This is a genomic window from Longibacter salinarum (assembly GCF_002554795.1).
Lineage (GTDB): Bacteria > Bacteroidota > Rhodothermia > Rhodothermales > Salinibacteraceae > Longibacter > Longibacter salinarum.
On sequence record NZ_PDEQ01000004.1, the window covers coordinates 402,020 to 415,295 of the forward strand.

9 protein-coding genes are annotated in these 13,276 nt (G+C 60.2%); 3 read left to right on the forward strand and 6 right to left on the reverse strand.

Features of this window, described 5'->3' with window-relative positions; translation table 11 throughout:
* Positions 1-418 precede the first annotated feature (418 nt).
* The 3 genes from CRI94_RS10040 to CRI94_RS10050 all read left to right on the forward strand — a co-directional run bounded on the left by CRI94_RS10040 (position 419) and on the right by CRI94_RS10050 (position 7,368).
* Positions 419-3,940 carry a preprotein translocase subunit SecA gene (locus CRI94_RS10040; RefSeq protein ID WP_098075560.1) on the forward strand — a complete coding sequence of 1,174 codons (3,522 nt, stop codon included), beginning with the start codon at positions 419-421 and terminating at the stop codon, positions 3,938-3,940.
* A 130-nt stretch (positions 3,941-4,070) separates the two neighbouring features.
* Positions 4,071-5,786: a DNA repair protein RecN gene (gene recN / locus CRI94_RS10045; RefSeq protein WP_098075561.1), complete on the forward strand. Its 1,716-nt coding sequence runs from the start codon at positions 4,071-4,073 to the stop codon at positions 5,784-5,786.
* Between the two features lie 157 nt (positions 5,787-5,943).
* On the forward strand, positions 5,944-7,368 hold the full coding sequence (locus CRI94_RS10050; protein WP_098075562.1) for a phosphoglucomutase/phosphomannomutase family protein: 1,425 nt from the start codon (positions 5,944-5,946) through the stop codon (positions 7,366-7,368).
* Between the two features lie 113 nt (positions 7,369-7,481).
* Here CRI94_RS10050 and CRI94_RS10055 read toward each other — a convergent pair whose 3' ends face one another.
* The 6 genes from CRI94_RS10055 to CRI94_RS10085 form a co-directional block, all read right to left on the reverse strand.
* Positions 7,482-7,979 (reverse strand): HPP family protein, encoded by a 498-nt coding sequence (locus CRI94_RS10055; RefSeq protein WP_098075563.1) that lies wholly within the window; start codon positions 7,977-7,979, stop codon positions 7,482-7,484.
* A gap of 74 nt (positions 7,980-8,053) precedes the next feature.
* Positions 8,054-8,545 carry a GAF domain-containing protein gene (locus CRI94_RS10060; protein WP_098075564.1) on the reverse strand — a complete coding sequence of 164 codons (492 nt, stop codon included), beginning with the start codon at positions 8,543-8,545 and terminating at the stop codon, positions 8,054-8,056.
* 955 nt (positions 8,546-9,500) lie between these two features.
* On the reverse strand, positions 9,501-9,782 hold the full coding sequence (locus tag CRI94_RS10070; RefSeq protein WP_098075566.1) for a DUF427 domain-containing protein: 282 nt from the start codon (positions 9,780-9,782) through the stop codon (positions 9,501-9,503).
* Between the two features lie 91 nt (positions 9,783-9,873).
* Complete coding sequence (locus CRI94_RS10075; protein ID WP_245846156.1) at positions 9,874-10,341, reverse strand: hypothetical protein; 468 nt, start codon at positions 10,339-10,341, stop codon at positions 9,874-9,876.
* A 21-nt stretch (positions 10,342-10,362) separates the two neighbouring features.
* Positions 10,363-11,628: an NAD(P)/FAD-dependent oxidoreductase gene (locus tag CRI94_RS10080; protein ID WP_098075567.1), complete on the reverse strand. Its 1,266-nt coding sequence runs from the start codon at positions 11,626-11,628 to the stop codon at positions 10,363-10,365.
* Between the two features lie 136 nt (positions 11,629-11,764).
* On the reverse strand, positions 11,765-13,165 hold the full coding sequence (locus CRI94_RS10085) for a TIGR01777 family oxidoreductase (RefSeq protein WP_098075568.1): 1,401 nt from the start codon (positions 13,163-13,165) through the stop codon (positions 11,765-11,767).
* Positions 13,166-13,276 lie beyond the last annotated feature (111 nt).

The window sequence follows — 13,276 nt, forward strand, 5'->3', positions numbered from 1 at the left end:
TTCATCTGCATAGAAGCGTACACGAGCAGAAGACGCAATGCGTATATCAGGACCCTAAACTGCGTTGTGACCAACGGTGATTGCATCCAGATCACGTGGGCTGACCGTCGCTCAAAAGAGATCGGATGAAAGAGACCACGACGAGCCCACTCCGCGACATCATCGCCCCCATGATAGGGAACGGATGAAGATGCCTCGCGTGCTACTCCCGACGTGGTAAATAGATCGATTGAGGTACGTTCCTCGTTGGCACGTTTACCATTTCCCCTGTCTCACGTCGACCGGTGCGGAGCTCTCACGAGAGCCCCCATCGAATCATCCCTGTCTCTGGGACCCTCAGCAGGTCTCTCCCATCGAGGCTGGGTATGCGGGACCGGGCGTTGTTTTCTCTTGCACGCATTTGCTGCCGACTGCACACATGTTCAAGTGGCTTAAGGATTTATTCGGAGATCGGAATCAGCGTCAGCTCGACGAGCTATGGCCGATCGTTGATGAGATCAACGAATACTACGACGGGCTCGACGCCCTGTCCGACGACGAGCTGCGTGGAAAGACCAACTCCTTTCGCGAGCGCATCCGCGACGCCGTCGCCGATATCGAAGCACGACAGGAAGAGATCAACGAACGCCTGAAGCACGCGCCCGACGCGGAGTCGCCGGCAATCGGCGGGGATGGTGCGGTGGCGGAGGCTCTACCCGAATCGGACGTGGAGCCTCTTTCGATGCAGGAGCGCGATGCCCTGTACGACGAACTGGATGTCCTCGAAGAGGAGTGGCATGATCGCGTCGAAGATGAGCTTAATGCCATCCTGCCCGAAGCCTTCGCCGTCATGAAGGAGACCTGCCGCCGCATGGTCGGAGAGACCTGGCGCGCGGGCGGCTCGGAGATCGAGTGGGACATGATCCCGTACGATGTCCAGCTCCTCGGTGGAATCGTCCTGCACCAGGGACGCATCGCGGAGATGAAGACGGGTGAAGGTAAGACGCTCGTCGCGACGCTGCCGCTCTACCTGAACTCCCTGGCCGGGCGCGGCTGTCACCTCGTGACGGTGAACCCGTATCTCGCACAGCGTGATGCGGAGTGGATGGGGCCGCTCTTTGAGTTCCACGGACTCGAGGTCGACTGCATCGACCAGTATCAGCCGCACTCCCGCGGTCGCCGCGCCGCCTACGAAGCCGACATCACGTACGGAACGAATAACGAGTTCGGCTTCGACTACCTGCGCGACAACTCCTTCGTCGTCCGCCCCGACCAGCTGCAGCAGCGCGGCCACCATTTCGCCATCATTGATGAGATCGACTCGGTCCTCATTGATGAGGCCCGGACGCCGCTCATCATTTCTGGCCCGGTTCCGGACGCCGACGAGAACCAGTTCGGCGAGCTACGTGACCCGGTCGAGAAGCTCGTGCAGGCGCAGCGCAAGATCGTGCGTCGCCTCACCAAAGAGGCGGAAGAGAAGATCGAGGCCATGCACGAGGCCGAAGAGGACGGGGACAAAAACCGCGCTCGCGAACTTGAGGAGGAAGCCGGTCTTGCCCTCCTCCGCGCCACGCGGGGCTACCCCAAGAACCGCCGCCTGCAGAAGCTGCTGCAGGAGCCGGGCGTCGAGCGCCTTCGCCAGCAGACGGAGTATTTCTATCTGCAGGAGAATGCGAAGCGCATGCCGTTCGTCGATGAGGCGCTCTACTTCTCGATCGATGAGAAGCAGCGCTCCATCGAGATGACGGAGAAAGGCCAGGAGTTCATGGCCGACATCATGGACCAGACCAAAGACATGTTCATCCTTCCCGTCATTGGGGAGGAGATCGCCCAGGTCGAGGAGGATCACGAGCAGGCCGTCAAGGATCTGGAGGAGGACCTGCGGTCGCGCGACATCAGCGCCGAGAAGCGCGAAAACAAACTCCTGAATGACAAGCGCGAGCTCGAGAAGGAGCAGCAAGAAAAGAAGCGCGAGATCTACAACACGTATTCCGAGCGTGCTGAACGGCTGCACGGTATTGAGCAGCTCTTGAAGGCGTTCACGCTGTACGAGCGCGACACCGAGTACATCGTCGAGAACGGAAAAGTCCAGATTGTCGACGAGCACACCGGTCGTGTCCTCGAAGGCCGCCGCTACTCCCAGGGACTCCACCAGGCCATCGAGGCAAAGGAGAAGGTGGAGGTGCAGGCCGCCACGCAGACCTACGCGACGGTCACGCTCCAGAACTACTTCCGCATGTACGACAAGCTGTCGGGCATGACGGGTACGGCCGAAACCGAGGCGGAGGAATTTGGCGACATCTACGAGCTCGACGTCGTGGTCGTCCCGACCCACGAGCCCATCCGGCGCGACGACCTGGATGATCTGGTTTTCAAGACGAAGCGCGAGAAGTACAACGCCGTCGTCGAGCGCGTTCAGGAATACAATGACAAAGGCCAGCCCGTCCTCGTCGGTTCGGCCTCGGTCGAAGTATCGGAGCAGATCAGCCGCATGCTGAAGCGCGCCGGCATCCGCCACAACGTGCTCAACGCCAAGCGGGACCGCGCCAAGCAGGAGGCCGACGTCGTCGCCGAAGCGGGACGCCGCGGCGCCGTCACCATCGCCACGAACATGGCCGGTCGTGGTACCGACATCAAGATTACCGATGAGGTCCGCGATCTCGGCGGCCTCGCTATCGTCGGTTCGGAGCGACACGAATCTCGCCGTATCGACCTGCAGCTTCGCGGTCGGTCCGGTCGTCAGGGCGATCCGGGCGAGAGCCAGTTCTTCGTCTCGCTCGAGGATGAGCTGATGCGCCTCTTCGGCTCCGACCGCGTCGCCAAGATCATGGACCGCCTCAACCTTGAGGAAGGGGCCGTGATCACGCACCCGTGGATCAACAAGAGCATCAAGCGGGCGCAGTCGAAGGTCGAGCAGAATAACTTCGCCATCCGTAAACGCCAGCTCGAATACGATGACGTGCTGAACGCTCAGCGCGAAGTCATTTATAAGCGTCGCCGCGAGGCACTGACGGGCGACCGCTTCCACGGCCAGATCCTCAACATGCTGCACGAGGTCATCGAGGCCATGGTCGACAAGTACTACGGCGACGGCAACCTGGCGGGCCTCCGCGAGGAGATGCTGCGCGTGCTCGCCTTCGACTTCGACATGGACCGCGAGACGTTCATGCAGGTCGGCGCCGACGGGGTCACCGATCGCGCCTTCGACGCCGCAACGAACTATTATCAGGAGAAGCGTCGCGCCATCGCGCAGAACTTCTACCAGCCGCTCAAGCAGCTGGTTGACGAACGAGGCGACGAGGCCCCCGACCAGATCTACATCGACTTCACGGATGGTCAGCGCCTGATCCGCACCGTCATGGAGACGGAAGAGGCGGTCGAAACGAACGGCCAGGAGGTCAGCGATTCGCTGGAGCGCACCGCGATGCTGCAGACGGTCGACGCCAAGTGGACCGAACACCTGCGCGAGCTCGACGAACTGAAAGAGGGAATCAACCTTCGTTCCTTCGGCCGGAAGGATCCGGTTGTCGAATACAAGATGGAGGCGTACGAACTCTTTGCCGACCTGATGGCAGACGTCGGCCGCGAGGTCGTTTCGCTTGTCTTCCGTTCTGGTCCGGTCGTCGACACGAAGAAGGACGACCTTTCCAAAGCCGATGGACGAGGCAAGCAGCCGAAAGGTCGCCTCGATCGCCGTCGCGCGAAAACGCGCCACGACTCGATGGATCCGACGTACAACGTCAAGGGAGGCGGAGACGGACAGAATGAAGCCGCTGAACGCGATCCCTCCGCAGACGCGCCGCAGGAACCGGTCGTCGTCGAGGACGAGCCGGGGCGCAACGACAAGGTCACCATCCGCAACAATTCCACCGGTGAGGAGAAAACCGAGAAGTGGAAGTACGCGAAGAAGAAGGTTCGGAATGGTAGCTGGACGCGTGTGAAGGATCCCGAACTCTCCTAACCTCCGGCGCCGCCCCGAACGCATGCACGCTCCGTCGCGCCCGGCCCCCGCCCCGTGCTGGATGCATCCCGGTCTCTAGGATCGCGGACGCACCGACACGTCCCCTGCCGCTCGCAATCCCCAGTGACTCATGCTTCGCTCGCTGTACGTACGCGACTATGCACTCATTGAAGAACTCGATGTCGAGTTCGGGAGCGGACTGAATATCATTACTGGTGAAACCGGGGCGGGAAAGTCGATCCTTCTCGGTGCGCTCAACATGATCCTGGGCGAGCGCGCAAACACGGACGTCGTACGTCAGGACGCGAAGAAGGCGATTATCGAGGGCATCTTTGACGATGCCAACACAGATCGCATTCGCACCCTGCTTGAGGACGCGGAAATCGACACGGACCCACTGCCGCGCATCATTCTCCGCCGGCAGATCACCGACCGAGGGAGTCGCGGTTTCATCAACGACACGCCGGCCACCCTCGACGTCATCCGCGAGGTCGCGTCCGAGCTAATCGACCTCCACGGCCAGCACGAGCACCAGAGCCTGCTCCACACGGAGACGCACCGCCGTACGCTCGACAGCTTCGGCGGCCTCTCGGGACTGACGCAGCACTACAAACGGCAGTACGACCGGGTCGCAGAGCTGGTCGAGGAACGCAATGAACTGGCCGCGCGAGAGCGCGAGCTGCAGCAGCAAAAGGAACTGTACGAGTTTCAGATTCAGGAGATCGACGACGTCCACCCCCAGGAGGGCGAAGAAGAAGAGCTGCATGCCGAACGGCGCGTTCTGGAAAACGCAGAGCAGCTCTACGCGTCGACATCCGGCCTCTACGAAATGCTCTACGAGAGCGAGGATGCCGTACACGACCAGATCGTGGTCGCACGCAATGAGCTCCAGGATCTTGCACGCATCGACGATGCCTTCGAAGAGCAACTCGAAGAGATCAAGTCGGCGCAAATTATCGTCAGCGAGCTTGCCAGCTTTCTGCAGGACTACAACGCCCACATCGAGTTCGATCCCGATCGCCTCTCCGAGATTCGGGATCGGATGTCAGAGCTGGAGCGGCTCAAACGCAAGTACGGTGGATCCCTGGAGGCCGTCTTAGAGCACCGTAGAGAAATCGGCGAGCAGTACGAACTCGCAGAAGACTTCGAGGGCAACCTCGAGCGACTCGATCACGAAATCGAGAAGGCACAGGCGCGTCTGTCCGACGCCGCACACCGACTCTCCGCCAAACGCCGCGAGGTCGCGGACCGCATCGAAGAAGCGATCGTCCGCGAGCTGGCCGACCTCGGCATGCCCGACAGCCAATTCGAGGTGCGCTTTCAGCAAGACGAAGACCCGGACGGCTGGATCAAGGGCGACGGCGACACCCGCTACCGCGCCTACGCTCAGGGCATGGACCACGTCGAGTTCTTCATTTCGACGAACGTCGGCATCGACCCCATGCCCCTCGCAGATATTGCCTCCGGCGGGGAAATCAGTCGCATCATGCTCGCCCTCAAACAGATCCTCGCTAAGAGTGAACGGCTTCCCATCCTGGTGTTCGACGAGATCGACACCGGCATCTCCGGAGACATGGCTCGCAAGGTCGGCGACAGCATGCACGACCTCGCCCGCTACCACCAGATCATTGTCATCACCCACCTCCCGCAAATCGCCGCGCTCGGTGACGTTCATTTCAAGGTGGAAAAACAGGTCGTGGAGAACCGCACGAAGACGGTGATCCGCCGCCTCGACGAAGAAGAGCAGGCCGCTCAGGTGGCCACGCTCATCAGCGGAGCCGACATCACCGATGCGGCCCTCGAGAACGCGCGGGAGCTCATGGCCGCCGGCAAGCGCGAGGAGTAGGGTGTGAAGGTACGGACGTGTGGAGGTATTAACGTGCTTCTATGCCCTAGCGTCATTCGCCCCCGTGATCTCCTTTCCTTACTGAACGAACCATTCGGCGTCTCTCGTAGGCGGCCGACATTTTTCCTTTTTACTCCAGACATACTTCCATTTGCCCATGGCCGAAACGTCTATCAAATTCGGAACTGATGGCTGGCGCGCCGTCATTGCGCGAGAGTACACGTTTGACAATCTGGAACGCGTAGCGCGAGCGACCGCCGCCTGGCTCCATGACGAATACGGCGATGCGCCACGCATCGTCATCGGCCACGACACCCGCTTCCTCGGTCGAGAATTCGCCACGTTCGCAGCACGCGTTCTTGCAGACGCCGGCGTTCACGCCACACTCACCACGTCTTTTCTCTCTACGCCCGCGATCAGCTGGGCCACGCAGGCGATGGGGTGCGATGCGGGCATTGTGATCACCGCAAGCCACAACCCGCCGGAGTACAACGGCTACAAGATCAAGGCAAACTTTGGCGGCCCGGCGCCTCCTGCCATGATTAGCGCCGTCGAGGAGCAAATTCCGCACGTAAGCGTCAGCGACAACGACCTGCCGTCAGCCGAGACGTTCATCGAGGACGAGATGATCGCCCTTCGCGATGTGCGCACGGAGTACCTCGACGCCATGCGCGACGTGCTCGACATCGAGGCTATCGCATACTCCGACCTGACCGTCGTCCACGACGCCATGTTCGGCGCGGGACAGGGCATCGTTACCTCGCTCCTCGGCACCGAGCGCGTCGTGGAGCTGCACCACGACCTGAACCCCGGCTTCCACGGCACGCCGCCCGAACCGATCGATCGCAACCTGGCGGAGCTGCAGTCGGTCGTCGGGCAGCCCGGTCACGACGTCGGGATCGCCAACGATGGTGACGCCGACCGAATCGGTATGGTCGACGAAAACGGCGACTTCGTGGACTCACACCGCATCCTTGCCCTGCTGGTCAAATACCTTCATGAGGAGCGCGGGCTCTCCGGCTCGATCGTGAAGACGTTTTCGACTACGCACATGCTAAACAAGATGGCGGACGCGTACGGATTCGACATCGAAACGGTACCGATCGGGTTTAAGCACATCGCCCCGAAGATTGCGGAGGGCGGCGTGCTCGTCGGCGGCGAGGAGTCCGGCGGCATCGCGGCGTCCGGCCACATCCCGGAGCGCGACGGCATCTACATCGGTCTCCTGATTGTGGAGATGATGGTCAAACGCGGGATGAAACTCTCCGAACTGGTCGACGAACTGCTGGAACAGTTTGGCCCGCACTACTGCTATCGCGAGGACATTCACATCTCGGACACGCAGAAACAAGCCGCGCTGAAACGTCTCTCCGAGGATGGTGGACTCGACACGGTGAACGGACACGTCGTCGTCGAGGTCGACACGCTCGACGGCTACAAACACCTCACAGACGGAAACGGCTGGCTCCTCATCCGCCCATCCGGGACCGAGCCCGTGCTGCGCGTCTACTCCGAGGCCGAGACGCCGGACGCGGCGAAGGCGCTCGTGCAGGACGCCCGCGCCCAGTTGAACGTCGGATAGTTCGAGGGCGAAAAACTAAATTCGAAGTGCGAAGTCGAGAGCCTCGGTGCATGTGTGCCGAGGCTCTTGTCGTATGCGACCCGCGTTCCGATCCTGCTCTCGCCTGTGTCGCATCAGGCTGAGGTGGCCGACAGACTCGATCGAAGTAACCGATGAATGAGACGATGGGCTGCGTATAGAACGGAAACCGCCACAACGATAATGGCAGCTTCGACAATCCCTGACATCAACCCAAGCGAGACGATCAACGTCGTCGCACAGGCAGGCGGATGAACGACGCGCAGGCCGATCATGCTGCCCGCCGTCATGGCTACCGAGAACGCTCCGCTCGCGGCAAGCCAAAGTCGTTCGGTAGAAAACGGGTCATGTGCGACCGTTACGACGAGCCCGAATGCCAGAAGATGATAGGCTGCCAGCCCCGAGAGAACGCCACAAACATGCCCGCCCACCACCTGGCGCAGCGTGTTATGATCGGGAGACATCGCAAGAACGAAGGCCGTGGGCCCGAGACTCGGGAAGATGAAAGGATATCCCGACACCCAGGTCACCGTGCCAAGCAAACATAGGAGAAGTCCCGTCTCCACCCCCACGTAAATGGCACGACGCAGCATGTGGGGGGAAGCAATGATAACGAGTACAGCGGATGGACGAGAGCTAGTCTCGCGTACGAGATGGTCGTTCTAATCTACCGCTGCTCAGTATCCTGGAACTGCCTACCGAGCGTGTCGCATAGCGCCTCCAGATGCCTCTGATCCGTCTCGTCGAAGGCGGCGAGGTTGTCGGAATCGACGTCGAGAACGGCGAGCAATTCCCCAGCTGGTGTGACCACCGGCACGACGACTTCGGATCGCGTGGACGATGAGCACGCGATGTGATCGGGAAACTCCTCGACATCTGGCACGAGCTGCGTTTCTTCGGTGCGGGCCGCTGCGCCGCAGACGCCGCGGTCGAACGGGATCCGCAGGCACCCATGTCCGCCCTGGTACGGTCCCACGATCAGCAGGTCGTCGGACACCGCGCGGTAAAAGCCCGTCCAGTGATAGTCGTCAAAGGTGTGGTGCAATTCGCAGGCTACGGTCGCCATCGCTGCGGTCCAATCAGTTTCGCCGTCCAGCAACGCAGCGACGCGGCGTTGAACGTCTTCGTAGGCTTCGTCTTTCGTCGTTGTCGTTTCCATGTACAGGTATGTTGGCGTTGCGAACTCGTTGATCGGGCCACGGCACCTCCCGCAGCCTCAGGCAAAACGAACTCAGACAGCGATAGATTCAATGCCGGGTTCGCGGTCAGCCTTCGGCGATCCATGGGGACGGACCTCCCGCAGGTCGGTCCTCGCGACACTCGCACACAAGACCCAGGGATTCCGTACGCCTTGTCTACTACGTCCGTGCCGAAGCATCATCTTCGGGATAGCGTATAGACACGAACAACCGGGTTGACTTTGTCGCGATCCATCCGCCAAACAGCCTCTTATACTTTAATACCCAGCTACCGGACAGTTTGACTTCAAACCGGAATGTCTTCGTATGTCAACGAAAAACGGATCTCGTGCGTCTCATGCGTCCTGGAAACGAGACGTTATCGTCGAACATGACGCACTCACACACTCCCATACCCACATACTCCTATCCATCTCAGAACAGCCGCGCCTAAGAATACTGAAATGACACACGCTCCAATGATAGTGTCCGGTAGGTAGCTTTAATACTTTAATACTTCCACACTTCCACACTTCCAAACCTCCACACCTCATTTCCCCTTTCTCCTACTCTCTAACTTCCCTCTCTTTCCCCAAATCCGCTTTTCCGGGAGAAGTCGAACGGACAGGTCACGGTTCACCTGAATCTGGCACGACAGGCGCGGATATCCGAAGCGAGCGGCCGCCTTATCGTGCCAGTGCTCCGGTGTTGGGGCCTCTCCGTCAAAGCGAATACCGCAGGTTGCGCACAGACCTCGCCCGCCGCAGTTCAGATTCTCTGTAAGTGGGACGTACGGCGATAGATCGTTCTCCAGAAGCAAGAGGCGAAGATTTACCCCGTGACGACACGTGAGCCTGTGCCAGACCTTTCCATCGAAGACCTCCACTGTGTGGGTTTGAAGACCCGACACGCCCCGACCTTCAGAGTCTAAGTCATTCATTCCGTAACCGTCACGCCTTTCCAGAACGCGACGTAGCCCTTGATCTCAGAAGCCGCGTCCTTCGGGTCGGGATAATACCACGCGGCATTCTCATTCGTCTCGCCCTCCAAGTCAATATCGTAGTAATAAGCCAGCCCCTTCCAGGGACAGGTTGATGTATGATCGCTATCGTTGAGTACGTCGCGGTCGACGGATTCCGGCGGGAAGTAATGATTTCCCTCAACCACGATCGTGTCATCGCTTTGCGCGATCACGGTACCGTTCCAGGTGGCTTTCATAATCTCAAAAGATCGTTTGTGTGGGGTAGGTAGATCGTGCCGCAGCGCTTCTGACCGTGGCCGAGCGGGCCATTATCTCGAGAGCGCTGCACTATGGACCGACAGTAATCATCTTGCCGGTCATCCACAGTACGAGAGCGGTGCGGAACGCCCATGCAACCGTACGAAACCAGTTTGTCACGACGAGGCGCCGGTGCAGGTCTGGGTCGAAGCCCTTCGTCAGACGTGCGTGCAGCGGTGCCTGAACCAAGGCGGTAGAGGTCCAGATAAGGACGACGAGGACGAAGCCCAACGACGTCATCCATTCTGGTAGTGAAGGCAACGGATTCCACGCCAGCCATCCGGCGGTTACGAGTTCAATCCCCATCGCCGGTAGAACGATCCACGTGATCCGCGTCATATGGCTGGATTGATACGCGGAGTACGTCTGTGTCCCGACGTGATCGAAAAGCGGGTAATGAACCACCTGAATGACCAGAATGACGCCAAACATCGTGAGCGTCGCGGCCAGGTGAGCGAGAAAAAGTCCGGTTGTGAGGTCGATCGGTAGCGCGGGCACTGAAGGGGCGGGGGCGTAGCGTCAGGCGGGGGTGGGCGTTCTCTGATCGGTGAGCACAGCGCGTGCGGCGTCTCGTCCAGAACTCAGCGCACCGTTGAGAGAGGCCGTTCGAGTGTAATCGCCGCAAAGGTACAGGCCGGGACGCCGTCGTACCGGGCGCTCGGGCGGAGAAAGGAAGGGAGGCGCCTGCTCCGGCAGGGCATACGGCACGTGAACGGTGTCCAGATGCTTCCACCCACCTACGGCCAGACCGTACCAGTCGATAAGCTGCTGACGTACGGCGCGCTCGAGGTCGGCGTCCGACTGATCAGGTTTACCGACAACGACCACCGAGACGAGGGCGCGGTCGTCGGGAGAATACGACGGCGCGACATCGGACGGAACGCTGATATTGTTCACGGGCCCGCTGCCATCGCCATTCAACACCAAAATCGGGGTGTCGAGCGGCGACTCCGGTGCAGCATAGTAAACGCACGTGGTCGACCGCGCCTCCACAGGCGCGACGCCTCCGAGTAGACGGTTCGCAGTCGGGGCTTCCGTTGCAACGACGATGGCGTCCGCCTGGATGGTTTCGCCGGAGGCGAGCGTGATCACATCGTCCTCGATACATTCGACCGGCGTGTTGAACCGAACCGTATCCGGCTTCAGATTCGACGCGATCTGCTCTGGAATCGCCTGCATTCCCTCGGCAGGTAAAACGGCCTCTCCCTCGGCAAACATCTTGAAGATGAATTCGAACATTCGGCTAGACGCCTGCAGATCGGTATCGAAGAAGATCCCACCGAAGAACGGGCGGAAGAACCGATCGATCATCACCTCCGAGAAACCCCAGCGATCGCGAAGGGCCTCAACGGTCGTCATTTCCGGTTGCGACATGATTTCCGCAACCGACTGACTCGAAAGCGCCTGACGGATGCGAGCGACGCGGAGTTTATCGCCGAGCGTTCCCACGGGCGAAAACAGCATTCGCGGCGCATCGAATGGATGGCGAAATGGGTCTGCAATCCGGTGGAAGGCGCCATTCGATCGTACGATGGCCCCGTTGTAAAAGGCATGCAGGTCCAGTGCATCGTAATCGAGTTCGCGCTGCGTCTCCGGGTACGCCGTGAGCAGGACCTGAAAGCCCCGATCAAGACGAAACCCGTCCACCACGTCCGTCTGCACCCGCCCGCCAACCTTGTCGGACGCCTCCAGGATGATGCACTCGGTCCCACGTCTCTGAAGGTGCCGCGCACAGGTCAGGCCTGCGAGACCTGCCCCGACAATAACGACGGATGGCGAAGACATATAACTTAATTTATAAATTGAGAATCGGAAATATCAGAAGTATATAACGGCAACCAACCGATCCGGTTGGTTACATTCGTGTCCCGAAATCTCCGGTGGGTCTTCCGCTCCGGCAGATCCTTGGATTTGACCTCCCTCAGGCGAGTCCTGCGGGCTCCTTGGTCCGTCCCGTAAGGTGACGCAGTCCCATCTCGAGATCGTCGAAAGCGAATGTATATTCTGAGTCAAGCAATTGCTTCGGTAAAACACGGGCACTCTTCAGCAACATCTCTTCGGCCATCTCGCCTCCCAGCGTACGAACGATCGGAGTGGGAGGATTAAAAAATGCCGGGCGATTAACCACGCCTGCCAGCGTCTCTGTGAACATCTCCATTCGAGCCGGATCGGGCGCCGTGATATTTACCGGGCCGACCAGATCGTCCGACCAAACCGAGTGGTACAATGCGCCGATGACATCGTCGAGCGTTACCCAGGGGAAATACTGATCACGAGCGCCGACGCGCCCCCCGAGGCCAAGCTGGAAAGCAGGCAACATGAGCTGAAGAGCCCCTCCCGCGGGTGTAAGGATCACCCCCATCCGCGGGTGGACGACCCGGATTCCTGCCTCACGCGCAGGATCCGCGGCTGATTCCCAGGCCTCACACACCTCCGTCAGAAATCCAGGATTCCGTGGCTCGCTCTCCTCAGTGATGACGTCCGTTCCATGATCGCCATAATACCCGATCGCGGACGCTGAAATGAGCACCTCCGGTGGGTTCTCACAGTCCGTGATGCCCTCTGCGAGTAAACGCGTCCCGACCGCTCGACTGGTCAGGATCCGGCTCTTTTTGTCTTCGGTCCAGAGGCCAAAGACGTTCTCACCCGCCAAGTGAATCACGGCATCGACACGGTTGAACTTCTCTGATTCGATCCGTCCGCCACGGGGATCCCAGAGGATCTCGTCATCAGACGCAGGTCCCCGTCGCACCAGCGGAACGACCGTGTGTCCGCCTGTCGTGAGCATGGCCGACAACGCGGAACCGACGAGGCCGGATGCCCCACTGACGGCAACCGTCAGCGACCGGCCCTCCGGATTGTATTTGTTGTGCAGTTCCAGGTCGCGCCGCGTCACACGATGCCGATATGCGAACTGCCTGCGCAGCTCCGGCTCCGCGAACCACCGCCCGACTTGCGAGCCGATGGGGCCGGCGGGAAGGGCGAACTCGATTTCATCTACGAGCCGACTGGTGTCCTCGGAGAGCGGCTCCATCCGGTGCGTGTGATCCCAGTGGGCGAACGGACCGGACACCTGCCGATCGCAAAACTGCCTGCCCTCCACAACATCGTAATGCTCGGCAACCCATTTCATGCTGAACGGGCCCGGACCGACACGAATCACTGCTCGATCACCTTCACGGATGCCTTCATACGATTGCAGCCGCACGGGAGCCCACGGGGGCACAAGCCGCTGAAACGCCCCCGGACGCGCATGCCAGTCGAAGAGCTGTCCAGCCGATACCGGCATCTCAGAGTCAAATCGGAGCGTAGTCATGGCCATCGTACCAGCGCAATTGAAATGGGGAAATAATTAATGGGCAGACGTCGCATGGGCCCGAGTCGAATACGGATGAACAGATTCGACGAGTGTACAGAAGCGAATCTGCTTCAG